Here is a 25,073-nt window from a genome sequence, read left to right on the forward strand (position 1 = left end):
GGCCACCGTCAAAGCTGTGGCGCGCACCCTTCTCGCTTTTCAGCCGCTTGGCAAGATGCCCGCAGGTGTTTACATGCAGTTAACCGCAGTTGTTGGCCTTATATTATCCCTGTTGTTCGAGAATCGAATTCTTGGGGCACAATCGGCGGAGTCCCGATCGGTCATGAGTAAGCCATTGAGCAAGCAGGGAACGCGGGATGGAAGATTTGAGCAGGATTTGGACCGGATACGGACATGAAGCTGATTGAACGCTACATCTTCCGACGCGCCGCGACCATGTTCCTCGCGACGCTCCTGCCGCTGATGGGAATCGTCTGGACGACTCAGGCCCTGACGAACGTGAACCTGGTCACTGACAGCGGTCAGTCGATCTTCGCCTTCCTGAAACTCGCGACACTGATCCTGCCGTCGGTCGTTCCGATCATACTCCCGTTTGCGCTCGTGATCGGCGTGGCTCAGACGCTCAGCGCAATGAATACCGATTCGGAGCTGACGGTTCTGAACGCGGCTGGCAGCTCCCGCATGTCGATCATCCGGCCGGTCATCTATCTTGCCGCCGGATTGAGCGTGCTGTCCTTTGCCATCGACAATTTCGTCGAGCCCTATTCACGTGTCGCCGTGCGCCGGATGATCGCGACGGCCCATGCCGATCTGCTCTCCGCCGTCGTCCAGGAGAACGCCTTCCGTAAGATCACCGACGGGCTTTATGTCCAGGTGGGCGCCCGCCGCAGCGGCGGCGTGCTGCAGGGCATCTTCGTTGCCGATTCGCGCAACCCGAATTTCGAGCTCGTCTATTATGCTCGCGAAGGCGCCGTCGACGAGGAAAGCTCGGCTCTGGTGATGAAGGATGGCGAGGTCCACCGCAAGCTGCCGGATGGCGGCGTCTCCGTTATCAAGTTCGACTCCTATGCCTTCGACCTGACCGACATGACCAAGGCCGTGGGCGAGGCCAACATCCGCGCCAAGGATCGCGACCTTTTCTACCTGCTCAACCCCGATCCCAACGATCCAGCCTACAAGCGAGCGCCGCTGGCCTTTACGGCGGAGCTCCACAAGCGTTTCACCGAATGGACCTACCCGCTGCTGTTCGCCCTCATGGCGCTCGTCGTCAGCAGCGATGCGCGCTCTCACCGCGAGGCGCGCGTACATCCGATGATCAGCGCGCTCGGCGCGGCGCTTGTGATCCGGTGGATGACGTTCTACGCGGCAAATAGTGCCGAGGATTCCATCTGGTTCGTTCCGCTCATGTATTTCGTTCCCCTCGCCGCCGGCGCATTTGCGATCCATCAGCTGGCCAGCAACCGCCGGCTCGACATACCGACGACATGGCGGGAAAAACTGTCCGAGCTCACGACCCGGTTCCGCTTCATGCGGCCGGCGGGCGCTGACGGGGAGCAGGCTTAATGATCCTCAATACGCTCGGACGCTATTTCTTCAAGCGCTACACGATTACGACCTTCTGGTTTCTCGTCGGCATCTTCGCGCTGATCTTCATCATCGATTTCAGCGAGCTTGCCAGCCGCATGTCGGCGCTGCCCCACTATACGGTGAGCGGCGCGCTGCTAATGACGACGTTTCGCATCCCGACGATCATGCAGCAGACGGTCCCCTTCATCGCGCTCTTTGCAGCGATGGCCGCATTGATCTCGCTGAACCGTCGCTACGAATTGGTCGTCACGCGGGCCGCAGGCATTTCCGTCTGGCAGTTCCTTCGCCCCTTCGTGCTCGGCGCGTTTCTGTTCGGGCTGCTCGCCGTGGCTGTGCTCAACCCGCTTGCAGCCTGGGGGACGAAGAGGGCCGAGGCACTCGAAGCCGAGTGGGGCTCGTCCCGTTCCGCCCAAGCAAATTCGATTCCCTGGCTCCGCCAGATCTACGACGGCACCGATACGATCATCGGAGCGCGTTCCGTTCAGAACGGCGGAACGGAACTGATCAACGTCACCGTCATCCACTTCGATCCACAGGGCACGATCACCAAGAGGCAGGACGCGAAGTCTGCGAAACTCGAAGATGGTTACTGGCTTCTTAACGATGTTACGGAAACCGGCGGTGGCCAGCTACCTCGTCGTCAGGAAACGGCACAACTTCCCACCAATCTGAAGGCGGAATTCGTCCAGGAGCGCCTGGCAAAGGCTGATTCCATTCAGTTTTTTGACCTTCCGCGGAAGATCGAGGTAGCCCAGTCCTTCGGCTTCTCCACCAACGCCATGGAAACGCAATTCCACTCCCTGCTCGCTCTGCCGTGGCTGCTTGTGGCGATGACTTTGATCGCGGCATGTGTCTCTTTGAAATTTAGCCGGTTCAACCAATCGCGCTCCGTAATTCTCGGTGGAATCGTCTCGGGCTTCGTGCTTTATGTCGTCACCGTGCTTGTCAAAGCATTCGGGAGCAGCGGTATTGTGCCTCCGTTCGTTGCAGCCTGGTTGCCAGTTGTTGTAGCGATGGCGCTGGGCTCGACGATTCTACTGCATCAGGAGGATGGCTAGTGGCGGCAGGCAACCGCAAACGCATGAGGCTGATCAATGCTGCCCTGCTTGCAGGCGTGGCATTGCATACACTTGCCATGGGAATGAATGCGCCTGTCCTGGCGCAGGACACATCGGCACGAATCGATTCGCTGCAGCCGAACATTCCGGCTGACGCAAAGCTGCTGCTGTCCGCCAATGAGCTCATCTACAATCGCGACGCGGAAACCGTCACCGCGCGCGGTAGTGTTCAGATCGCGTACGGCGGCTACAGGATGGTCGCCCGTCAAATCGTCTACGACCAGAAGTCGGGGCGAATCATCGCGACTGGCGAGATCCAGCTGGTGGAACCGGATGGCAATATTGTCTACGCCGACAAGATGGACGTCACCGACGACTTCGGCAACGGTTTCGTCCAGGCCCTGCGGATCGAGACGACCGATCTGACGCGGCTGGCGGCGGAAACCGGTGAGCGCCGAAACGGCGAGGAGTTCATCCTCAACAAGGCCGTCTATACCGCCTGCACGCCCTGCAATATCAAGCCGGAGCACCGGTCGCTGTGGCACATCAAGGCGGAGCGTGTGATCCAGAACGGCAGGACGCACACGATTCGGCTGGAACACGCCTATTTCGAGCTTTTCGGCAAACCGATTGCCTATATTCCGGCAATGGAGATCCCGGACCACACGGTCAAGCGCAAGAGCGGGTTTCTGTTTCCGAAGTTCCGCTATGCGCAGAAACTTGGCGCCGGTGTGGGCGTCCCTTACTACTGGGCGATCTCGCCTTATATGGACGCAACCGTCACAGCAACGGGACTGACGCGGCAAGGCTTCTTGCTCGAGGGCGAGTTCCGTCAGTCGTTCCATAACGGCTTGCACACGCTGAACGTGGCCGGCATCAGCCAGCTCGACAGGGACCAGTTCACGCCGGGAACCGTCGATGCCGAGGAAACCAATCGCGGTATGGTGGCATCGAAGGGCGAATTCCAGATCAATCCGCGCTGGACCTTTGGCTGGAACGTGCTCGTCCAATCGGACGCCAACTTTGCCAAGACTTATGATCTGGAGAGCTTCGACGGCACGACCTATACCAATCAGGCCTACCTGACCGGCCTCGGCAAGCGCAACTACTTCGATCTGCGCGCCTTCTATTTCGACATCCAGGACGCCGACGCCAACAGCATCGAGGAAAATCAGCAGCCTGCGGCTCAGGTGCTCGACTACTCCTATTTTGCGCCCGAATCCGTACTGGGCGGCGAGCTCAGCGCAGACGTGAACTTCACGAACGTCAAGCGCAACCGACTGGACAGCATCAACGTTCTCGGCGTCGAGCGCTTCCGCGGCCTTGAAGGCACCGCGCACCGTCTAACCGCGGAACTCGAATGGAAGCGGACATACATTGCGCCCGGCGGTCTCGTATTGACGCCGTTGCTGGCGGCACGCGGCGATGCGTTGGGCCTCAACATGGACGATCCAGGCCCCGACTACAGCGGCGACTACACCAGCAGCGACGCGGTCACGCGGCGCATGCTGACCGCCGGTCTCGAGGCGCGCTACCCGATCCTCTTTGCCGGCGAGAACAGCAGCCACGTGCTGGAACCAATCGGCCAGATCTATGTCCGGCCGGACGAACAGTATGCCGGTGGACTCCCGAACGAGGACGCACAGAGCTTTGTCTTCGATGCAACCAACCTTTTCGATCGTGACAAATACTCTGGTTTCGATCGTATCGAAGGCGGAACGCGCGCCAATCTCGGCATCCGCTATACCGGAAGCTTCGACAATGGTTACGGCTTGCGCGCCATCGCTGGCCAGTCGTTCCACCTTGGCGGGCTCAACTCCTTTGCAACCGACGATCTCGTCAAGGCCGGAGCGGATTCGGGTCTGGAAACCAAGAGTTCGGACTATGTGGCGATGGTCGGCATCGATGCGCCCTACGGCCTGATGGCAAGTCTTTCCGGACGACTGGACGAGGACGACTTTGCCCTGCGCCGCGCTGACGCCACGGTCGGCTATCTCGGCCTGACATGGCAGGCGGCCATGACCTACACGCGGATCGAAGCACAGCCGACCTACGGCTCGCCCTCCGACCAGGACGAAATCCGGACGGCCGCTGCCTACCGATTCCATGATTATTGGTCGGTGTTCGGAGCAGTGACCTACGACATCAACAATGATGTCATTTCCCGCAACGGCTTCGGCATCACCTATGATGATCAGGATACGTTGTTCTCGATTGTCTACCAGCAGGAGCGTGATACCGACAGTTCGGTCGCAAACGATTGGTCGATCGGCGCTCGCATCAGCTTCCGTACTCTCGGCGACATTGACGTCGGCGACACCACGTTCGACGAACTGGACTACTACTGAGGTCCAGGCCTGCGCCGGACGCCTGTAACTTTATTCTGCTGGCTGCGCGTCTTCGGGACGCGCAGCACCTAAGGTTGACCATGTGGTCTTGTCATCGTTTGGCCGCATGTATTATGCATTTCCTCCAACTGACACAGGGAAGGCGCAGGCTGGCCGTCCGACACGGACTGCAGGCAGTTGGGGCGCGGGACGGACAGGGAAATATGATGGGCGGGAAATCGATCTTGAGGGTGATGTCGGCGCTGGTGCTTGCCGGCACGCTAAGCGTCACTGTATGCGCGACGGCACAGGCCGCAAGCGCAGTCAAGGTGATCGTCAACAATGTCGTAATCACTTCGGGCGACATCGCGAAGCGCGTAGCCTTTCTTCGCCTTCAACGCCAAGGAGGCGGCCCAGAGGAAGCGAAGCGGCAACTTGTCGACGAAGTGCTGAAGCGCGGCGAGATCGCGCGCGTCCAGCAGTCGGTCAGCACCCAGGACGTTGACGCCGCCTTTGCGCGGTTTGCCGCGGGAAACAAGATGTCGGCCGACCAACTCGGCAAGATCCTCGACCAGGCTGGTGTCGGCGTCGATCATTTCAAGCAGTATATCGCCGTTCAGATGAGTTGGCCCCGCGTCGTCAATTTCCGCTTCGGCAACGCCAATCGCCTCACCGGCGGCGACCTTGTGAAGCGCATGATGGAAGGCGGCGGCAACAAGCCTGTGACGACGGAATATTTCCTCCAGCAGGTCATCTTCGTCATTCCGGAATCCAAGCGCGGCGCGATTACGGCAAAACGGCAGGCCGAAGCGAACGCTTCGCGGTCGCAGTTCCCCGGTTGCGATACGTCCAAGGTCTTTGCGGCCAATTATCGCGACGTCTCGATTCGCAGCCTCGGCCGCGTGCTTGCCCAGCAATTGCCGGAAGACTGGAAGCCGCTCATCGAAAAGGCTGGCGACGGCATGACGACTGGCACGCGCGTCACCGAAAAGGGTGTCGAATATCTTGCAATCTGCAAGAAGCGTCAGGTCAACGACGATACTGCCGCCGAAATCGTCTTCCGGGCTGAGGACCTCGGCAAGAAGAAAGCTGGCGGTGACGACCCGAACAGCGCGAAGTACCTCGAAGAACTGCGTGAAAAGGCGCAGATCATCAACAAGTAACGGGCGACCATGAACAAGACGAGCGGCAGGCCGATCGCCCTGACGATGGGCGACCCGGCCGGTATCGGCCCGGACATCAGCCTGGCCGTGTGGGCAAGGCGCGAGACACGGGCGACGCCGCCCTTCCTCCTGATTGGCGATCCTGCGGTGCTTTCGGCCCGCGCAAAGGCTCTCGGCCAAGCGGTGCGGATAACGGAAACCGATTGCCTCGATGCCTGCGCGGTCTTCGCGGACGCCCTACCCGTATTGCCGGTGCTGTGTGCGGCTCCGGTTGTCGCCGGTCAACCCGATGCGGCCAACGCCTTCGCCGTCACCGCCGCCATCGATACCGCCGTGCGGCTCGTCATGGCCGGCGAAGCAACGGCGGTCGCCACCAACCCTATTGCCAAGGCTGTGCTCTACGAAGCCGGCTTTCGCTTCCCTGGCCACACCGAATACCTCGCGCATCTCGCGGAAAAGGAAACCGGGGTGCCCGCCCTGCCGGTGATGATGCTGGCCGGACCGAAGCTGCGTGCGGTTCCCGTCACGATCCATATTCCGCTCAAGGATGTTCCCGGCGCGCTGACGCAGGACTTGATCCACCAGACCTGCATGATAACGGCTGCCGACCTCCGAAGCCGCTTCGGCTTGGCGAGGCCGCGCCTTGCGGTGGCCGGTCTCAACCCGCACGCGGGCGAAGGCGGTGCGCTCGGCCTCGAGGACGATGCCCTCATCCGTCCCGTCGTAAACCGGCTCCGCGCCGAGGGACTGGATATCGTCGGCCCCCTCCCGGCTGATACTATGTTCCACGACCGCGCCAGGGAGACCTACGACGCAGCGATCTGCATGTATCATGACCAGGCATTGATACCCGCGAAGGCGCTTGGCTTCGACGACAGCGTGAATGTCACGCTCGGGCTGCCCTTTATCAGAACGTCGCCGGACCACGGCACCGCTTTCGGCATCGCCGCAAAAGGCATCGCGCGCGAAGACAGTCTGCTAGCAGCGCTTCGCCTCGGAGCGGAGCTCGCCGCCAATACGGAAGGGACGCATCGCTGATGGCGGCGCTCGACGGTCTGCCGCCGCTCAGAGACGTCATCCAGCGTCACGGTCTCGACGCAAAGAAGGCGCTCGGGCAGAATTTCCTGCTGGACCTCAATCTCACCCAGAAGATCGCGCGTACGGCCGGTCCGCTCGACGGCGTGACCGTCATCGAAGTTGGACCGGGGCCGGGTGGCCTCACGCGGGCGATCCTGGCGCTCGGCGCCAAAAAGGTCGTGGCGATCGAACGCGACGCCCGCTGCCTGCCGGCACTAGCCGAAGTCGCCGCCCACTATCCTGGACGGCTCGACGTGATCGAGGCCGATGCGCTGAAGGTCCCATTCGAAACGCTCGCCAGCGGCCCGGTGCGCATCATCGCCAACCTGCCCTACAACGTCGGCACGCAGCTTCTCGTCAACTGGCTGCTGCCGGAGCAATGGCCGCCGTTCTGGCAGTCGATGACGCTGATGTTCCAGCGCGAAGTTGGTCTGCGGATCGTGGCGGGTGCCGACGACGACCACTATGGCCGTCTGGGCGTTCTCTGTGGCTGGCGGACAAAGGCGCGCATGGCCTTCGACGTTTCACCGCAAGCTTTCACGCCGCCGCCCAAGGTCACCTCGTCAGTCGTCCATCTGGAGCCGATCGCCGACCCGATCCCTTGCCCTGTCTCCGCCCTCGAAAAAGTGACGCAGGCCGCCTTCGGCCAACGCCGCAAAATGCTGCGTCAGAGCCTGAAAAGCCTGGGTGGCGAGGCGCTGCTGGCAAGGGCTGACATCGATCCCCAAAGGCGCGCCGAAACGCTGACCGTCGAGGAATTTTGTCGCCTTGCGAACTGTCTCGGTGGTTAGAGCAATTCCAGGAAACGTGTGTGGCGGTTTTCCGTCCGGAATTGCGCAAATTCAAAGAGATAGATCATTTCACTGTTTCGATGAAACAATGAAGGTCCAGAGACGCCCTTCTTGATTAAAAGGGATTTTCCATCAGCAGCCCGTTGACGAACTCGAACAGGCCGGGGCGGCGGTCGCGGCGCAGGCGTTCGGCTTCCACGATCGCCCGGACGGCAGAGAACGCCCGATCGAGATCGTCGTTGACGACGATATAGTCGTATTCACGCCAATGTTCGATCTCTGCGCGTGAATTGGCGAGCCGGGTTGCAATCACTTCCTCGCTGTCCTCGGCGCGCCGGTGCAGCCGCGACTGCAATTCGGCCATGGACGGCGGCAGAATGAAGATCGAGACGACATCGCCGCCCATCTTTTCCTGCAATTGCTGGGCGCCCTGCCAATCGATGTCGAAGAGCATGTCACGACCTTCGGCCATCGCCGCCTCGACGGCATCGCGCGGGGTTCCATAGAAGTTGCCGTGCACCTCCGCCCATTCGAGGAGCGAGTCTGTCGTTCGCAGCGCCTCGAATTCGCGGATCGACTTGAAAAAATAATGCCGCCCCTCGATCTCGCTCGAGCGCTTGGCGCGTGTCGTCACGCTCACCGAGATGCTGAGTTCCGGATCGGCCTCCAAGAGGTTGCGGGCGATCGTCGACTTACCGGCACCCGACGGCGACGAAATTACGAGCATCAACCCACGGCGGGCGATCTTGATGGGCGAAGCGGTCGCCGATTTCATGTCTTACTCCAGATTCTGAACCTGCTCGCGAAACTGATCGATCACGACCTTCAACTCGATTCCAGCGGCCGAAACGGCGGCCGCATTCGACTTCGAACAGATGGTATTCGATTCGCGGTTAAATTCCTGTGCCAGGAAATCCAGCTTGCGGCCGACGGGGCCGCCCTTAGCGAGAAGATCGCGAGCGGCGGCGACGTGCGAACCGAGACGGTCGATCTCCTCTCTAAGATCCGCTTTCGTGGCAAGCAAAGCGACCTCCGCGTGCAGTCTTTCGCGGTCGAGGGAGGACGCGCCCTCCATTATCAGCGCCACCTGCTGCGCCAGCCGTTCGGCGATCGCGGAAGGGCTCCGGGACGGGTCGCTCTCCACGCTGGCTGTCAATTGCTCGATGCGATCCACATGCGCAAGCAGGATCTGGCCGAGCGCCGCCCCCTCCTCTTCGCGCATGGACCGCAAGTCTCCAAGCGCGAGCGCCAAGCCGGAGAGGATATCGGCGTCGCGTCCGGCGCGCTCGCTTTCGCTTTCTTCCGGCTCCCGAAAGTCGACGATGCCGCGGATCGAGAGCAGCGTGTCGAACTTCAGCGGCGCGGGATCGACGAGATCACCAAGCTGCTCGCGCAGCCTCAATACGGCCGACAACGCACCCTGGTTGATGACGGCCTCGACGGCGGCCTCGCCGCCGCTGACGTTGAGGCCGATTTGCAGATTGCCGCGAGCGAAATATTCCGAGGCAAGGCGCCGGCAGTCGGGCTCGAAGCGTTCAAGGCCCTGCGGCAAGCGGAGGCGAATATCGAGCCCCTTGCCGTTAACCGACCGCAATTCCCAGGCCCAGCGATGGCGTCCGCTGCTGCCTTCCCTCCTTGCAAAGCCAGTCATCGATTGGAGCGGCATCATTACCTCCGTCCGCTGCTGCATGTTTTCCTAAATCGACGTCGATTCGAAGATGAAGCCATGCAGCGTTTCAAAGTGCGATGGCGACCTCTGCGCGTCTGAAAAGCCGCGGGGCGCTGCAGTCGCAAAACCAATAGGGCGACGGCGCGGCATCCCGCAAGGGATATCCGCGCCGCACCCTGTCCGTCCACAATAAGGGCCTGTTACTGCGCCGCCTCGGCCGGTGTCACTGTCGGCTCGGCGGTTTTGGCCGCTTCTGCCGCCTTGGCTGCCTCTGCCGCCTTCTCCGCTTCGACCTTTCTCCAACGCCTGACGTTGGCGTTGTGTTCATCCAGCGTCGCGGCAAAGACATGGCCGCCCGTTCCGTCCGCGACGAAATAAAGTTCCGGCGTGCGCGAAGGGTTGGCGACGGCTTCGAGTGCCGCGCGGCCCGGATTGGCGATCGGGGTCGGCGGCAGCCCTTTGATGAGATAGGTGTTGTATGGCGTTTGCTTATCAAGGTCCGACTTCAGGATTGCCCGGTCCGCCGGCTTCCCCTCCCCGCCGAAGATGCCGTAGATAATGGTGGGGTCGGATTGCAGCCGCATGCCCTTTTCGAGGCGGTTGATAAAGACCGATGCCACGCGCGGCCGCTCGTCTGCGCGGCCCGTTTCCTTTTCGACGATCGAGGCCAGTGTCACGAACTCCTCGACGTTCGTGACCGGAAGATCGGGGTCGCGCATTTCCCAGATCTGATCGACCAAAGCCTTCTGCGCCGCAATCATCTGCTGAACGATCTCGGCACGCTTGGTGCCGCGGGTGAACTTGTAAGTGTCAGGCTTGAGCGAGCCCTCCGACGGCAGATCCAGCGGCAGGTCGCCGACCAGCACCGGATCGTCGGCAAGCTTCTTGAACATCTGCTTGACCGTCAGTCCCTCCGGAAGCGAAACGGAGTACAGGATCGACTTGCCGGACTTCAGCAGTTGCATGATTTCCTGCATCGACGATCCGGCCTTGATCTCGTATTCGCCCGCTTTCAGGGTTTCGTTGTCGAGATAGGCCTCAGACACGAAACGGAACACGCGTCCGTCGGTAATGATGTTGTTGCGCTCAAGGCCGCTGGCAATTTCGCTGATGCCGGCGCCATTGCGAACAATGAAGTTCTTGTTGGCTTCCAGCGGGCCGGGCTTTTCGTATTCGTGCATCGCATAATAGACCGCGCCGGCGGCTGCGAGCGCCACGAAGACGATGACCGTCATCACGAAATTGAGAAAGATGACGACCTGGCTGCGCGCCTTGCGGGAACGCTTCGGCGGTTGCGGAACCTTTTCCGGGCGCAGGGCCTCGCTTGCCGATTTCGGGATGATCGGCCCATTGCTCCCGGTTTCATTGCGGCCGAACTGTGCCGCGCTGTTATCGTTTGAGTCGCTCACGATTATCCCGAATCCGAAATTCGCAATCTCGACTGAGCTGCCACCGATGCGAATTTCGGCTTAGACCGACGGCAAGCTGAATGTGTCAGAGCAATGGATGTTCTACAAATTGTCAGAAATGCCTTGCGCGAACATAGTCTCGGCGTCGCCGACCTGCGACGGCGAATCCTCCGATTACAGCTTGTAGCGAGCAATGCGGCAAAAAGCAGGATCACAAGCCGGCGTTTGAACTGCGCCGGATGGTCGAAAGCGGTTTTCCGACGCGATGACGATCCTTGGCAGATCTAGCCGAGAACCGCCATGATCGATTGTCTCGTGTAATCGGTCTTAAAGTGCGCCGCATTCAAATGGACCCACGCGATGCGCTTTAAGTCTTTGTTTGCATGCATGTCGTTGTCCCGAAACCGCGGCACACTTTCGGGCGACATGCATTAGTTGCCGTTATAGCGGCGCAGCACCAGCGAGGCATTCGTGCCGCCGAAACCAAAGGAGTTCGACAGCGCGACGTTGATCTCCCGCTTGCGCGCAACATGCGGCACCAGGTCGATCTTTGTCTCGACGGAGGGATTGTCGAGGTTCAGGGTCGGCGGAGCGATATTGTCGCGAATCGCAAGCGCCGAGAAGATCGCCTCGATCGCGCCCGCGGCGCCGAGCAGGTGTCCGATTGCCGACTTGGTCGACGACATGGATATCTTGGAAGCGCTGTTGCCGACCAGCCGCTCGACCGCGCCGAGCTCGATCGTGTCGGCCATCGTCGACGTGCCGTGAGCATTGATATAGTCGATATCGGCGGCCATCAGACCGGCGCGCTTCAATGCCATTTGCATGCAACGATAGGCGCCGTCGCCGTCCTCGGATGGAGCGGTGATGTGGAAGGCGTCGCCGGACAGACCATAGCCGACGATTTCGGCATAGATCTTGGCGCCGCGTGCCTTCGCATGTTCCAGCTCTTCGAGGATGACGACGCCTGCGCCCTCACCCATGACGAAACCGTCGCGATCGGCGTCATAGGGGCGCGATGCCTTTTCCGGGTTATCGTTGTGCTGGGTCGAGAGCGCCTTGCAGGCCGCGAAACCTGCGAGCGAGATGCGGCAGATCGGCGATTCGGTGCCGCCCGCCACCATCACGTCGGCATCGCCGAGCGCGATCAGCCGACTTGCGTCGCCGATCGCGTGCGCGCCCGTCGAGCAGGCGGTCACCACCGAATGGTTCGGGCCACGCAGCTTGTGGCGAATGGAAACCTGACCCGACGCGAGATTGATCAGACGGCCGGGAATGAAGAACGGAGAAATACGACGCGGGCCCTTGTCGCGCAGCGTATAGCCCGCGTCGACGATACCCTCGAGACCACCGATGCCAGAGCCGATCAGCACGCCGGTCGCAATCTGGTCCTCATCGCTTTCCGGCTTCCAGTCGGCATCGGCCAGTGCCATGTCGGCGGCCGCCATCGCATAAACGATGAAGGGATCGACCTTGCGCTGCTCCTTCGGCTCCATCCAGTCGTCAGCATTGAAGGTACCGTCCGAGCCGTCGCCGAAAGGAATACGGCAGGCGATCTTGGCAGGAAGATCCTCAACCTCGAATTCGGTGACCTTGCGCGCAGCGTTCTGGCCCGCGATAAGACGCGACCAACTGACCTCGGTTCCGCAACCCAAAGGAGATACCATGCCGGTACCGGTGATAACGACACGTCTCATAAACCGTGACCCACCCTGACTGTTCAGTTCTAGAGCCGGACCGGACCACGCGTGACGACCCCGATCCGTGCATCCATTGTAAGCTTCTCATGTGACGATCAGAGGGAAAGGCGGGAACGCTTTGCTGATCGAGACCCGCGGTCGACGCAGGCCAGCCCACTCCCTGGGCTGGTACGGGCCGCACATGCGGCCCGTCAACGGCCTAGACCGTAAAGATCAGGCTTGAGCCTTCTCGATGAACTTGACGGCGTCGCCGACGGTCAGGATCGAATCTGCTGCGTCATCTGGGATCTCGACACCGAATTCTTCTTCGAATGCCATGACCAATTCGACGGTGTCGAGCGAGTCCGCGCCGAGGTCATCGATGAAGCTTGCGCCTTCGCTGACCTTTTCGGCGTCGACGCCAAGATGATCAATAACAATTTTCTTCACGCGTTCTGCGATATCGCTCATGTCGGAGTTCCTCGACCTTGGTTTCTCTGCGGCGCCATTCTTGGCGCCGTCACTTTCATTCAAGCCTGATAGACCAAGATGGTCCGCCGGGCAATCCATCCAACCGAACCCGCGGAAAACCCAAGGCAGCAAGGGCTGCCGGACACCTAGCCGGACCGGTCGACTGCGCACAGTCATGGCCCGATTAACACGGTTTAAGTCTGCCGCAAAGGGCGAAAATGCCCGACATTCGCTTGGTCAACATTGAATTTCAGGCATTTGGCATCGACCGGTGAAGGCGGCGAACCAGGTGGCGGCGACGGGTCACATGCGCCGTTCGCCGCCGGTGTCGGATCAGATCATCGCCATGCCGCCATTGACGTGAATGGTCTGGCCGGTGACGTACCCTGCTTCGTTCGAAGCGAGATATGCAACGGCGGATGCGACCTCTGCACCCGAGCCCATCCGCCGCATCGGGATCGCACCCATGATGGCCTCCTTCTGCTTGTCATTAAGCTTACCGGTCATCGCACTTTCGATGAAGCCCGGAGCGACGCAGTTGACGGTAACGTTACGGGTGGCGATTTCCTGCGCGAGCGACTTGGAGAAGCCGATCATGCCGGCCTTCGAGGCACAATAGTTGGCCTGCCCTGGATTCCCGGTGACGCCGACGACGGAGGTGATGTTGACGATGCGGCCGAATCGGCGACGCATCATCGGGTGAGTGAGCTCACGGGTCAGGCGGAAGACCGCCGTGAGATTGACCTCGATGACGCTGTCCCAGTCTTCATCACTCATGCGGACGAAAAGCCCGTCCTTGGTGATGCCAGCATTGTTGACGAGGATATCGACGCCGCCGAGTTCAGCCTCCGCCTTCTCGCCAAGCGCCTTGACTTCGGCACGGTCGGAAAGGTTGGCAGGGAAGATCTGGACACGCTCGCCAAGCGTGTTGGCGAGCGCTTCGAGCTTCTCGACGCGCGTGCCATGCAGGCCGACGATGGCGCCCTGTGCGTGCAGGATGCGGGCGATTTCCTCGCCGATTCCGCCGGATGCGCCGGTGACGAGAGCCTTGCGGCCGGAAAGATCAAACATGGGCTTGTTCCTTATAGCTGGAGCGCTCAGGCCAGAAGGGCGGCGAGCGCCGTGTCGATATCGGCGGGCGTATTGACGGCGATGCCGCTGACAGTTTTGTCGATCCGCCGAGCAAGTCCCGTCAGGACCTTGCCCGAGCCGATTTCATAAAGCGTGGTGACGTTGTTGGCCGCAAACCACTCGACCGTTTCGCGCCAACGCACCTGGCCGGTCACTTGCTCGACGAGCAACCGGGCGATCTCGCCGGCGTCGCTCACCGGAGCAGCCAGAACATTCGCCACAAGCGGAACGGAGGGGTCGCGCTTCTCGACCCTGGCGAGTGCGTCGCGCATGGCGTCAGCGGCGGGCGCCATCAGCGAGGAGTGGAAAGGTGCGGAGACCGGCAGCATGAGCGCGCGTTTGGCGCCCTTTGCCGAGGCGAGTGCGGCTGCCTTCTCCACTGCCTGCTTCTCGCCCGAGATCACCAACTGCCCGCCGCCATTGTCGTTGGCGATCTGGCAGGAGCCGAGCGAGGACGCCTCACGACAAACCGCGTCAACGTCCGCATGTTCCAGGCCGATGATGGCCGCCATTGCGCCTTTGCCGACGGGGACAGCCGCCTGCATCGCATTGCCGCGAATGCGCAGGAGCCGTGCGGCATCGGCAAGCGAAAATGTTCCGGCAGCGCAAAGTGCTGAATATTCGCCAAGCGAATGGCCGGCGACGAAAGCGACCTTGTTCTTGAGATCGAGCCCCTTGGCCTCAAGCACGCGGATCACGGCCATGGAGACGGCCATCAGCGCCGGCTGAGCGTTTGCCGTCAGCGTCAGCGTTTCCTCCGGTCCGTTCCACATGACGTCCGACAGCTTCTCGCCGAGCGCTTCATCGACCTCGGCGAAGACGGCCGCCGCCTCCGGAAAGGCGTCCGCCAGATCCTTGCCCATGCCGACAGCCTGACTGCCCTGCCCGGGGAACGTGAATGCAATGCTCATGGGGTGCCCCTCCCTGGATCATGAGACGATCGGAACCAACCAGACCCTCGCGATCGTTCTTTACACATTAGAGCGGATGCCGGCGCAAACCGCCTCACATGCCTCATCCGCGCCAGTTTTCCTCTCCATTCACATTCCTGAAGAGGGTGTCAAGCGCGGAGGCCGTCCTTCACCGCTGCGAACAGGCTTTTGCCCTTGATCTTCGTCAATCAAGGCGTAAGTTTGCCCGCGCATTTGCTGCCGCGCCCGCAAAACAGCCATAGACCGCGGCACCACTCAATTTATTGGCGGCGCGCCCTTCCCTCCCACCGGCGCGAAACCGCCCTCCACGAGGACGCTACTTCATGCGCTACAACACGCTGGGCCGCACAGGCATCAAGGTTTCGGAAATCTGCCTCGGCACAATGACCTGGGGCTCGCAGAATACGCAGAGCGAAGCCCATGGACAGCTTAATTACGCCTTCGACCGTGGCGTCAATTTCATCGATACGGCCGAACTCTATCCGACGACACCGCTTTCGGCGGAAACCTACGGCAACACGGAACGCATCATCGGGAACTGGCTGGCGGCACGCGGCCGGCGCGACGAGGTGGTCCTCGCGACCAAGGTCGCCGGCCCCGGCCGTCCTTATATCCGCGACGGCGGACCAATGACGCCCGAAGGGATCGAGGAGGCCCTGAATGCCAGCCTCAAGCGGCTGAAGACGGACTATGTGGACCTCTACCAGCTTCATTGGCCGAATCGCGGCCACTATCACTTCCGCAATGCCTGGTCCTACGACCCGTCGAAGCAGGACAAGGAGCATGTCGCCGCCGACCTGAAGGCGATCCTCGACAAGCTTGGCGAGCTCGTGAAGGCCGGCAAGATCCGCGCGATCGGCCTCTCCAACGATACCGCCTGGGGCACGATGAGGATGCTCGATCTTTCCAACAGATGTGGCCTGCCGCGCGTCGCGACTATCCAGAACGAATACAACCTGCTCTATCGCGCTTATGATCTCGATCTGGCGGAGCTGTCCCATCATGAGGATGTCGGCCTGCTTGCCTATTCGCCGCTCGCGGCCGGTCTCCTGACCGGCAAATATCTGGAGGGGGCAAAACCTGCAGGATCGCGCCTGTCGATCAACGGCGATCTCGGCGGCCGCTTCACGCCGCACCAGGAACCCGCCGTTGCCGCCTATGTAGCGCTCGCCCGCGAGCATGGCCTCGATCCGGCGCAGATGGCGATTGCCTTCTGCCTGGCACGCCCTTTCATGGCTTCGGTCATCATCGGCGCAACGTCGACGGAACAATTGAGGACCGACATCGGCGGTGCCGCTATCACGCTTTCGCAAGATGTGATGAACGGCATCCGGCGCCTCCATCGGCTCTACCCGGCGCCGATCTGAGCCGTTCCCGCCGCGAAGCGGGGCTCAAGCCGCCATCTGACGGCAACTCTCGGCGCAGCGCCAGCAGGCTTCGGCGCATTCGGCCATGTCGCCGATGCGCTCGCAATCCTTGGCGCATTCGGTGCAGATTTCCGCACATTCCCGGCACAGATGCGGGTGATGAGGGCTCCCGATCAACATGAAATGCGCCGCGGTCCGGCAGATCTCGGCGCAGGCCGCCATCAGCCTGAAATGCGCCGGCTCGGTATGTTCGCCGCCCGCCTGGAGGCAATGATTCATCGCGGTCGACAGGCAGGCGGCATAGCAATCCAGGCAATTGTCGATGCACGCTTGCATTCTTGGATCAACATGGGCCATCGTCGACTCCCGCTGTTTTGAGTTGCCGTTATCCAACAGCAACGCTTGGTGATTGTTCCCACGGACAGCCCCGGACGCCGAAGTTCGGATCGCGGCTTGCATTTCAGCGGAAAATCCGTATAAGCGCGCTGTTCGAAACACCCGGTCTTCTGGCTGGTGGCTGAACGGAGGGCCGGTTTCCGCGTTGGAAGCCGCCAGGAATGCAAGGCATTCCAGCCTCCCGTGTCTCCGCTCTCGACCGTCTCGATACAACACTTTCTTGCCGGCCGCCTCGCGGCCCATAGAACAGTCGTTGAGGCTTAGCCGCCGAGGTCCGGGCTGATTAACGCAAGAAAGGCAAGCCACAATGGCTCTTTATGAACACGTATTCCTTGCCCGGCAGGATATCACGCCGCAGCAGGTCGATGCCCTCGTCGAGCAGTACAAGGGTGTCATCGAAGCGAACGGCGGCAAGGTCGGTCGCGTTGAGAACTGGGGCCTGAAGTCCCTCACCTACCGCATCAAGAAGAACCGCAAGGCTCATTACGTCCTGATGGACATCGATGCTCCGGCACCGGCCGTGCACGAAGTAGAGCGCCAGATGCGCATCAACGAAGACGTCCTGCGCTACATGACGATCGCCGTCGAAAAGCACGAGGAAGGCCCGTCCGCGATGATGCAGAAGCGCGATCGCGACGATCGTCCGCGCCGCGATGGCGACCGTCCGGACCGTGGTGGTTTCGGCGATCGTGGTCCGCGCCCGGACCGTGGCGACCGTGAAGACCGTCCGCGCCGTCCGCGTGAAGACCGCGCGTAACCCGAAGCTTAGGAGATAAAAACAATGGCTGAAGTTTCTTCCGCTCCGGTACGCCGTCCGTTCCACCGTCGCCGCAAGACCTGCCCCTTCTCGGGCGCGAACGCTCCGCGGATCGACTACAAGGACGTCCGCCTCCTGCAGCGCTACATTTCCGAGCGCGGCAAGATCGTTCCGTCCCGCATCACGGCCGTATCCCAGAAGAAGCAGCGCGAACTCGCCCAGGCGATCAAGCGCGCACGCTTCCTCGGCCTGCTGCCCTACGTCGTATCGTAAGGCGAACTGACTCTCCGTCAGTCGGTTGACTCGACGGAAGCTGACTCCGAGGCAAGGCACTTCCGCACCGTGAGTGCCTTGCTTTTCTCCCTTCCGCGGTGGGCGCGGATCGGAACCGGCGCATGCGCCAAAATCCCATGTTGGGGCCAAAGCTCGACGGCGACCCCTAACTGCGTTGAAGCAGGACAGCGAACGTGAATATCTGGAACAGGACATCGCTGATCACCGGCGCCCTCGCCGGCATTACCGCCGCCGTTCTGTCGATGGGCGCGAACACGCAGTCGTCCTTTGCGATCGTTCTCTACGCAGCGTCCGCACTGCCCATCCTGATCGCCGGCCTCGGCTGGGGCAACGCAGCCGCGATCGTCGCGATCGTCGTTGCCGGCGCGACTGCCGCCACGCTCGTTTCCTCCTATTTCGCGCTGCTGATCCTGCTCGTGACGCTTGTTCCGGCCGGCTGGCTCAGCCACCTCGCAAACCTTGCGCGCCCGGCCCCCGAACTCGGCGGCCCCGACGGCGCCCTAGCCTGGTATCCGTTGTCTGACATCCTCGGCCATCTCGCCGGGCTCGTTACCGTCGGCATGATCATCGTCGGCTACATCGTCGGTTACGATTCCAGCGTCTCGGACCAGATGATCGACATGGTGATCGAGGCGGTAAAGGCGCAGGAGCCGCTCTACAATCCGGATGCCGCGGCAATTGCCCAGATCAAGTCGATGTTCACGCTCGCGCTGCCGCTCGTGCAGGGTGCAATCTGGGTGCTGATGCTATTTGCCGCCTATTATCTCGCAACCCGGACCGTCCAGATGTCCGGAGGGTCGCTGCGTCCGCGCGAAGACATTCCGTCGTCGTTGAGGATGCCGCGCAACGCCATTTTTATGTTTCTCGCCGGCCTGGTCCTCGCCTTTCTCGGCGGAGCGCCGGCGGCGATCGGCGCCCTCATTTGCGGCACGTTCGGCGCAGGCTTCCTGCTCTCGGGCTTTGCCTCGTTCCACTTCCGCACGCGTGGCAAGTCCTGGCGGCTTCCCGTTCTGTGGATCGCCTACCTGTCGGTGCTCGTGTTCACGATCCCGGCTGTGTTCTTCCTCCTGTCCGGCCTGACCGACACGCGACGCACCATCGCGGTCACGCCGACGGGAAAAAACTGACCAACGAAACAACGACAAACTGAAAGGAAATCGAAATGGAAGTCATTCTCCTCGAACGCATCGCCAAGCTCGGCCAGATGGGCGAAACCGTAAAGGTTCGCGACGGCTTCGCACGCAACTACCTGCTGCCGCTCGGCAAGGCGCTGCGCGCCAACTCCGCCAACAAGGCACGTTTTGAATCCGAGCGCGCGACGCTCGAAGCCCGCAACCTCGAGCGCAAGTCCGAAGCCCAGAAGGTCGCAGACAAGCTCGACGGCAAGTCCTTCATCATCGTCCGCTCCGCTGGTGAAACCGGCCAGCTCTACGGCTCGGTTGCTGCCCGTGACATCGTCGAGGCGCTTGCTGCCGAAGGCTTCAACATCAACCGCAACCAGGTCGATCTCAACCACCCGATCAAGGCGATCGGCGTGCACAAGGTCACGCTGCACCTGCATGCGGAAGTCGAGATCGCCGTCGAAGTCAACGTCGCCCGTTCGACGGAAGAAGCCGAGCGCCAGGCCAAGGGCGAAAGCCTGACGTCCGCCGACGCCATCTACGGTGTCGACGAAGACGCCCTGAAGCCGGAAGACTTCTTCAACCCGGAAGCCGAGTTCGAAACTGAAGAAGAATAATCTTCAAAGGCATACTTCGAAAAAAGGCCCGGATCCTTCGATCCGGGCTTTTTTGTCTGCAGCGAGCGGCGGCAGTGAAGCGCATCTACGCGCACCCGCACGATGGTGATTCAGCGGCCTTGTCGACTTGGATGACGGTTGCAGAGGGACGTTCGAACGCGAATCGGGTACGTTGCCAGCACTCACGACGTCAACCGCCACTGCCCGGCGATGGATATTTTTTCGGCGCTTCGACGCTGCCCCTGTGGATCAGTCGAACAACGGGCAAAGGCAGTGGGCGGGGTTGCATGCTTCGGCACTGTTGCACGCTTACACTAGACTCGTGAGGGCGTAGAAAGCACACGGGATAGCTCAGAAAAATTACACGCGGAAACGGACAGACGATGAACGACGCAGCGCGCAAGCTCGCTCCCTTGGCCAAGGATCAGGCGGACCAGCACTATCGCGAAGCGCCGAACAATCTCGAAGCCGAGCAGGCCTTGCTTGGCGCGATCCTGGTCAACAACGACGCGTTCTACCGGGTGTCCGATTTCCTGAAGCCGGTGCATCTGTTCGAGCCGTTGCACCGCCGCATCTTCGAGGTTGCCGGCGAGATCATCCGCATGGGCAAGACCGCCAACCCGGTCACGATCAAGACCTTCCTCAAGGCGGACGAAAAAGTCGGCGACCTGACCGTTGCCCAATATCTCGCACGCCTTGCGGCCGAAGCCGTGTCGATCATCAATGCCGAGGATTACGGCCGCGCCATCTACGACCTGGCGCTCCGCCGCTCACTGATCACCATCGGCGAGGATATGGTCAACATCGCCTATGACGCGCCGCTCGACATGCCTCCGCAGAGCCAGATCGAGGACGCGGAGCGGCGCCTTTTCGAACTTGCCGAAACAGGACGCTATGACGGCGGCTTCCAGTCATTCAGCGACGCTGTGACACTCGCCATCGACATGGCTGCGACGGCGAAGGACAGGGACGGCCATCTCTCCGGCATTTCGACCGGCATCCAATCGCTCGATGGAAAGATGGGCGGCCTGCAGCGTTCGGACCTGATCATACTCGCCGGGCGCCCTGGCATGGGCAAGACGTCGCTCGCGACCAACATCGCCTACAACATCGCCGCAGCTTATGAGCCCGAGGTGCAACCGGACGGCTCCTTCAAGGCGAGGAACGGCGGTGTCGTAGGCTTCTATTCCCTCGAAATGTCGTCCGAGCAGCTCGCCACGCGTATCATCTCCGAGCAGACCGAGGTTTCGTCCTCGAAGATCCGGCGCGGCGACATTTCGGAAGCCGATTTCGAGAAGCTCGTCGCCTGCTCGATGATGATGCAGAAGGTGCCGCTCTATATCGACCAGACCGGTGGTATCTCGATCGCCCAGCTCGCGGCGCGCGCCCGTCGCCTCAAACGTCAGCGTGGCCTCGACGTGCTCGTGGTCGACTACGTCCAACTCATGACCGGTTCCAAGAAATCGGGCGAGAACCGGGTGCAGGAAATCACCGAAATCACCACCGGCCTCAAGGCGCTCGGCAAGGAACTGAACGTGCCGATCATCGCGCTCTCACAGCTCTCGCGCGCCGTGGAAAGCCGTGAAGACAAGCGCCCGCAGCTCTCGGACCTGCGTGAATCCGGATCGATCGAGCAGGACGCCGACGTCGTCCTCTTCGTGTTCCGCGAGGAATACTATGTGAAGAACATGGAACCGCGCGACGAACTCGATCCGAAATACGAAGATTGGAAGATGAAGATGGAGCAGGTGAAGGGCACGGCCGACGTGATCATCGCCAAACAGCGACATGGGCCGACCGGCACGGTGAAGCTCGCCTTCCAGTCCGAATTCACGCGCTTCTCGGACCTGGCGGATCCGTCCTTCACACAGTACGAGCACTGAGCTGGCAGGCAGCGCGTCCTCGCTCCGCTCCGGCCTCTCACGCGCCGATCAGCGCTCTGGCGACGGCCACAACAATCACACCCGTCGCAACCGCCGCCAGCAGCGGCAGCCGCGTCGCGGCGAGCGCCGTCGCGAGCGCCGCAAGCGTTTCGGCCGGTCCGGTGACAAGCGCGGTCGGGGCGATGACGGCCATTAGGACAGCCGGCGGTATGGCCTCCAAGGCCCTTCTTTGTTGCGGTCCGATTGTCACGAAACGGATGAGTAGCAAGCCGCTGATGCGTGTCAGAACCGTCGCTGCGGCCATCGCCAGGATCGCGAGAAAAACATTCGGATCGACTGTCATGCACAGGCCTCCCGGCGCTGATCGATGACAAGCGTTGCAATGACGCCGGCGGCAGCACCTGCAGCGATATACCAGACGCCGGACAGCAATTGGTGAGTCAGCACCGCCGCCGCGGCACTTGCCGCAAGCACGGCGCCGGTCTCGCGCCCCTTCCAGAACCCCATCAGCAGAACGACAAAGACCGCCGGAAAGGCAAAGTCGAGACCGATTGCCTTCGGGTCGCCAAGGAAAGCGCCGGCCACCGAGCCCGCGAGGCTTGTCAAAACCCACACGAAGTAGAAAGGCACAGCAAGACCGGCATACCAGGCGGCGGACAGGCGAGCCTGTGCTGCCCGGGTCTCGGCCATTGCCCAGATTTCATCGGCAAGCAGCAGCATTGCGGCGTATTTCGCCGGGCCGGAGAAAGCGGGCATCTTGGTGCCAATCGAGGCGCTCATCAGCACGTGCCGGATATTGACGAGCAGTGCCGAAAAACCGAGCGCCGCCCAGGACGCCGGATGACTCCAGATGTCCATTGCGACGAACTGCGAGCCGCCGGCAAAGACGAAGGCACTCATCAGCGTCACCTCGAGGCTGGACAGACCCTTGCTTGCCGCAACGGCACCAAAGACAAGGCCGATCGGCATAACGGCGACGATGAGCGGCGCCATGGCCCTGACGCCACCAGCAAACTCTCGAAAAACATCCTTGGTATTCACGCCCGTCACTCCGCATTTCAATTGCATCAACGCAATAGATGCGAAGAAGGCGGCGCGTCTTGAACGAAAGTGATCAGCCGGCCCGGAAGGCGCCCGGAGTCACGCCGGTTCTTGCTTTGAAGTGGCGGGTGAAGTGCGCCTGATCGGCAAAGCCGCAATGATAGGCCGTATCGACCGCCGACCAGCCCTGCCGCAGCAGCGTCTTTGCTTCGCGCACGCGCTTGTCGGTCAAGAAGGCGTGCGGGGTAATGTGGAATTCCTTGCGGAATGCGCGAATCAGATGCGCACGGCTGAGCCCAGCCACCTCAGCAAGCTCGTCGAGGCCCAGGTCGCGGGAATAGTTGGCGATCAGATAGTCCCTCGCGCGATGCACGGCCGAAGGCTCGCGCGTCTCCACGGGAAGGATGATGGCGCTGCCGTGACGCTGGAAAAGCTTGGCCAGGAAGCCGAACATTCCCTCGTCCGCCTCCAGGGCACCCGCCCTTTCCTCGAGGGCCCTGTGGGCGCGATGAAAGGCGACGGCAAGCTCAGGATCACGAAGCAGCAGTCGCGAGAAGCAGGGCGTTCCTCTGAAGGCGCGACCGGTGACGTCCTCGATGACATCGACCAGCAGTTCCACGGACGGATAGATCATGCGGTAGCGGTAGCCGTCTAGGCCTGGATGCCCGTCGTGAATCTCGTCGGGATTGATGAGATAGAGATCGCCGGGGCCGGTCTGTGATCGTTCGCCCTTAATCGTGCTGATCTGCGAGCCCGCCTCGATTGCGCCGATGCTGAACGTGTCGTGGGCATGGGGCGCAAACTCATGGGTGATGAAGGTGGCGCTCAGGCATTCCATGCCCTTGAACCGCGCATCACGCCAGAAGCGTGTCTGCTCGGCGCCCTTGAGCGGCATGGCCTCGATGGCCTCTTCCTGCGAGATCGTCTGCATCGCTCAAAGGTTAGCGGCATCATCATTGCGCGTCTTGCACAAAAGTGCTCGTTAGGTTCAGCGGCCGCCGGGGACAGCCGATCGTTTGCCGCCTTCGCCGCCAGCATGTATTGCTGCTGTATCGTCCACTCAGAGCTTCCGGTATGCACGACCCTGAATTCCTCTCCGCCTCCAACAGGCTCACCATCGACCTCGCGGCGCTGGCCGACAATTGGCGCGCCATGAACGAACGCTCCGGCGCGGCTCGCGCGGCCGCCGTTCTCAAGGCGGATGCCTATGGGCTCGGCATCGCGCAGGCGGCCCCAGCCCTTTACGCCGCCGGCGCACGCGACTTCTTCGTCGCCAACGCGGAAGAAGGCGCGGAGCTCCGCCCGTTGGTTCCGGATGGGCGCATCTACATTCTGGCCGGCATGTGGCCGGGCAACGAGGAACTTTTCTTCGACAATGATCTCGTGCCGATCATCAACTCGGAGGAGCAACTCGCCGTCTTCATGGCGGCGCTTTCCGAACGCGGCGACCATCCTTGCGTACTTCACGTCGACACCGGCATGAACCGGCTCGGGCTGTCGGTCGAGGAAGCCGTCACGCTTGCCAACGATCCTGCGCGTCCGGCGAGCTTCTCGCCCGTGCTGATCATGAGCCATCTTGCCTGCGGCGACGATCCGAAACACCCGATGAATCTCTATCAGCTCGAGCGCTTCCGTGAGACGGTCGCCGCCTTCGAGGGCGTCCCGGCGAGCCTTGCGAATTCCGGCGGTGTCTTCCTCGGAAAGGACTACCATTTCGATCTTACCCGTCCCGGAATCGCGGTTTATGGCGGCGAGGCGGTAAACGGTGCGATCAACCCGATGAAGCCGGTGGTGACCGCCGAAGCGCGCATCATCCAGGTCCGCAAGGTTCCCTCCGGCGCCACGGCGAGCTACGGCGCATCGGCTCGCTTCTCCCGCGAAAGCCGCATCGCAACGGTCGCGATCGGCTACGCCGACGGATATCACCGTTCGGTTTCCGGCGGCGGTGTGACGCTCAGGCAGGCGATGCCCTCGGGCGCCTATGGCTTCCTGCACGGCAGGAAGGTGCCGCATGTCGGCCGCGTCACCATGGACCTCAGCCTGTTCGACGTCACCGACCTCCCGGAAAAGGCTGTCCGCGCCGGCGATTATATCGAGCTCTTCGGCCGCAATGTCGCGATAGACGACGTCGCGCGCGCCGGCGGAACGATCGGTTACGAGTTGCTGACGAGCCTCGGGCATCGCTATCATCGAAGCTATATTGGCGGCTCTTGAACGCTAGAGCATCCCGATTTCAGCGCCATCGCTGAAGGCGGATAAGATGCTCTAGAATCAAAGAGCTAGAGCGTCCTTTGTGCGTTCGTTTGAACGCACGGCGCTCTAGACCTTCGTTGCTTCTACGGACAGTCGCCGAAAAACACCCTTCCGGGCTGCATTTCGCGGCATTATGTGAACGACGGCGGTGATTCTCGGAATCACGGCCGTATTCACGCAGTCTCCCGCATATCCGAAAGCTAGTCTCG

The 25,073-nt window shown here is 61.5% G+C and carries 24 protein-coding genes; 13 read left to right on the forward strand and 11 right to left on the reverse strand.

Annotated features, from left to right (window positions below; genetic code table 11):
• The first annotated feature begins 234 nt into the window (after positions 1–234).
• The 6 genes from lptF to rsmA all read left to right on the forward strand — a co-directional run bounded on the left by lptF (position 235) and on the right by rsmA (position 7,844).
• A complete protein-coding gene (lptF, locus tag PZN02_RS19860) occupies positions 235–1,404 on the forward strand; it encodes an LPS export ABC transporter permease LptF (protein WP_280659595.1) in 1,170 nt (389 codons plus the stop codon).
• A complete protein-coding gene (gene lptG, locus PZN02_RS19865) occupies positions 1,404–2,486 on the forward strand; it encodes an LPS export ABC transporter permease LptG (RefSeq protein ID WP_280659596.1) in 1,083 nt (360 codons plus the stop codon). Before lptF ends, lptG begins: the two co-directional genes overlap by 1 nt.
• Positions 2,486–4,834: an LPS-assembly protein LptD gene (locus tag PZN02_RS19870; protein ID WP_280659597.1), complete on the forward strand. Its 2,349-nt coding sequence runs from the start codon at positions 2,486–2,488 to the stop codon at positions 4,832–4,834. Before lptG ends, PZN02_RS19870 begins: the two co-directional genes overlap by 1 nt.
• A 203-nt stretch (positions 4,835–5,037) precedes the next feature.
• On the forward strand, positions 5,038–5,976 hold the full coding sequence (locus tag PZN02_RS19875) for a SurA N-terminal domain-containing protein (protein ID WP_280659598.1): 939 nt from the start codon (positions 5,038–5,040) through the stop codon (positions 5,974–5,976).
• A gap of 9 nt (positions 5,977–5,985) precedes the next feature.
• Positions 5,986–7,014, forward strand: coding sequence for a 4-hydroxythreonine-4-phosphate dehydrogenase PdxA (gene pdxA / locus PZN02_RS19880; RefSeq protein WP_280659599.1), 1,029 nt, complete (start codon positions 5,986–5,988; stop codon positions 7,012–7,014).
• On the forward strand, positions 7,014–7,844 hold the full coding sequence (gene rsmA, locus PZN02_RS19885) for a 16S rRNA (adenine(1518)-N(6)/adenine(1519)-N(6))-dimethyltransferase RsmA (protein ID WP_280659600.1): 831 nt from the start codon (positions 7,014–7,016) through the stop codon (positions 7,842–7,844). Before pdxA ends, rsmA begins: the two co-directional genes overlap by 1 nt.
• Before the next feature lie 115 nt (positions 7,845–7,959).
• Here rsmA and gmk read toward each other — a convergent pair whose 3' ends face one another.
• From gmk to fabD, 7 genes are all read right to left on the reverse strand, one after another.
• Positions 7,960–8,619 carry a guanylate kinase gene (gmk, locus tag PZN02_RS19890; protein WP_280659601.1) on the reverse strand — a complete coding sequence of 220 codons (660 nt, stop codon included), beginning with the start codon at positions 8,617–8,619 and terminating at the stop codon, positions 7,960–7,962.
• A gap of 3 nt (positions 8,620–8,622) precedes the next feature.
• The gene (locus PZN02_RS19895; RefSeq protein WP_280661559.1) at positions 8,623–9,510 is read right to left on the reverse strand and encodes a YicC/YloC family endoribonuclease; all 888 of its coding nucleotides are present in this window, start codon (positions 9,508–9,510) and stop codon (positions 8,623–8,625) included.
• A 203-nt stretch (positions 9,511–9,713) separates the two neighbouring features.
• Positions 9,714–10,922, reverse strand: coding sequence for an endolytic transglycosylase MltG (mltG, locus tag PZN02_RS19900; RefSeq protein ID WP_280659602.1), 1,209 nt, complete (start codon positions 10,920–10,922; stop codon positions 9,714–9,716).
• Positions 10,923–11,353: 431 nt separating this feature from the next.
• The gene (fabF, locus tag PZN02_RS19905) at positions 11,354–12,619 is read right to left on the reverse strand and encodes a beta-ketoacyl-ACP synthase II (protein WP_280659603.1); all 1,266 of its coding nucleotides are present in this window, start codon (positions 12,617–12,619) and stop codon (positions 11,354–11,356) included.
• A 216-nt stretch (positions 12,620–12,835) separates the two neighbouring features.
• On the reverse strand, positions 12,836–13,072 hold the full coding sequence (locus PZN02_RS19910) for an acyl carrier protein (protein ID WP_003531676.1): 237 nt from the start codon (positions 13,070–13,072) through the stop codon (positions 12,836–12,838).
• Positions 13,073–13,405: 333 nt separating this feature from the next.
• A complete protein-coding gene (fabG, locus tag PZN02_RS19915) occupies positions 13,406–14,143 on the reverse strand; it encodes a 3-oxoacyl-[acyl-carrier-protein] reductase (protein ID WP_280659604.1) in 738 nt (245 codons plus the stop codon).
• Positions 14,144–14,169: 26 nt separating this feature from the next.
• A complete protein-coding gene (gene fabD, locus PZN02_RS19920) occupies positions 14,170–15,114 on the reverse strand; it encodes an ACP S-malonyltransferase (RefSeq protein WP_280659605.1) in 945 nt (314 codons plus the stop codon).
• A 344-nt stretch (positions 15,115–15,458) separates the two neighbouring features.
• On the opposite strand from fabD, the gene PZN02_RS19925 reads away from it, so the two are divergent.
• The gene (locus tag PZN02_RS19925; RefSeq protein ID WP_280659606.1) at positions 15,459–16,502 is read left to right on the forward strand and encodes an aldo/keto reductase; all 1,044 of its coding nucleotides are present in this window, start codon (positions 15,459–15,461) and stop codon (positions 16,500–16,502) included.
• Between the two features lie 24 nt (positions 16,503–16,526).
• Here PZN02_RS19925 and PZN02_RS19930 read toward each other — a convergent pair whose 3' ends face one another.
• Positions 16,527–16,859, reverse strand: coding sequence for a four-helix bundle copper-binding protein (locus tag PZN02_RS19930; RefSeq protein WP_280661560.1), 333 nt, complete (start codon positions 16,857–16,859; stop codon positions 16,527–16,529).
• Between the two features lie 346 nt (positions 16,860–17,205).
• On the opposite strand from PZN02_RS19930, the gene rpsF reads away from it, so the two are divergent.
• The 5 genes from rpsF (at position 17,206) to PZN02_RS19955 (ending at position 21,570) form a co-directional block, all read left to right on the forward strand.
• Complete coding sequence (gene rpsF, locus PZN02_RS19935) at positions 17,206–17,655, forward strand: 30S ribosomal protein S6 (protein WP_064240898.1); 450 nt, start codon at positions 17,206–17,208, stop codon at positions 17,653–17,655.
• 24 nt (positions 17,656–17,679) lie between these two features.
• Entirely contained in the window at positions 17,680–17,928 is a 249-nt protein-coding gene (gene rpsR / locus PZN02_RS19940) for a 30S ribosomal protein S18 (RefSeq protein WP_012707461.1), read from the forward strand.
• 194 nt (positions 17,929–18,122) lie between these two features.
• Positions 18,123–19,076 (forward strand): YybS family protein, encoded by a 954-nt coding sequence (locus PZN02_RS19945; protein ID WP_280659607.1) that lies wholly within the window; start codon positions 18,123–18,125, stop codon positions 19,074–19,076.
• A 35-nt stretch (positions 19,077–19,111) separates the two neighbouring features.
• Positions 19,112–19,687, forward strand: a complete 576-nt coding sequence (rplI, locus tag PZN02_RS19950) for a 50S ribosomal protein L9 (RefSeq protein ID WP_280659608.1) — start codon at positions 19,112–19,114, stop codon at positions 19,685–19,687.
• A gap of 383 nt (positions 19,688–20,070) precedes the next feature.
• The gene (locus tag PZN02_RS19955; RefSeq protein WP_280659609.1) at positions 20,071–21,570 is read left to right on the forward strand and encodes a replicative DNA helicase; all 1,500 of its coding nucleotides are present in this window, start codon (positions 20,071–20,073) and stop codon (positions 21,568–21,570) included.
• A gap of 37 nt (positions 21,571–21,607) precedes the next feature.
• Here PZN02_RS19955 and PZN02_RS19960 read toward each other — a convergent pair whose 3' ends face one another.
• The 3 genes from PZN02_RS19960 to PZN02_RS19970 all read right to left on the reverse strand — a co-directional run bounded on the left by PZN02_RS19960 (position 21,608) and on the right by PZN02_RS19970 (position 23,542).
• The gene (locus PZN02_RS19960) at positions 21,608–21,913 is read right to left on the reverse strand and encodes an AzlD family protein (protein WP_280659610.1); all 306 of its coding nucleotides are present in this window, start codon (positions 21,911–21,913) and stop codon (positions 21,608–21,610) included.
• Positions 21,910–22,563 carry an AzlC family ABC transporter permease gene (locus PZN02_RS19965; RefSeq protein WP_280661561.1) on the reverse strand — a complete coding sequence of 218 codons (654 nt, stop codon included), beginning with the start codon at positions 22,561–22,563 and terminating at the stop codon, positions 21,910–21,912. The genes PZN02_RS19960 and PZN02_RS19965 overlap by 4 nt, the downstream gene beginning before the upstream one ends.
• A gap of 121 nt (positions 22,564–22,684) precedes the next feature.
• Positions 22,685–23,542, reverse strand: coding sequence for an AraC family transcriptional regulator (locus PZN02_RS19970; RefSeq protein WP_280659611.1), 858 nt, complete (start codon positions 23,540–23,542; stop codon positions 22,685–22,687).
• Between the two features lie 143 nt (positions 23,543–23,685).
• Here PZN02_RS19970 and alr point away from each other — a divergent pair, with 143 nt between their 5' ends.
• Positions 23,686–24,825, forward strand: coding sequence for an alanine racemase (gene alr / locus PZN02_RS19975; protein ID WP_280659612.1), 1,140 nt, complete (start codon positions 23,686–23,688; stop codon positions 24,823–24,825).
• The last annotated feature ends 248 nt before the right edge of the window (positions 24,826–25,073 follow it).

The sequence above is a fragment of the Sinorhizobium garamanticum genome (assembly GCF_029892065.1).
Lineage (GTDB): Bacteria > Pseudomonadota > Alphaproteobacteria > Rhizobiales > Rhizobiaceae > Sinorhizobium > Sinorhizobium garamanticum.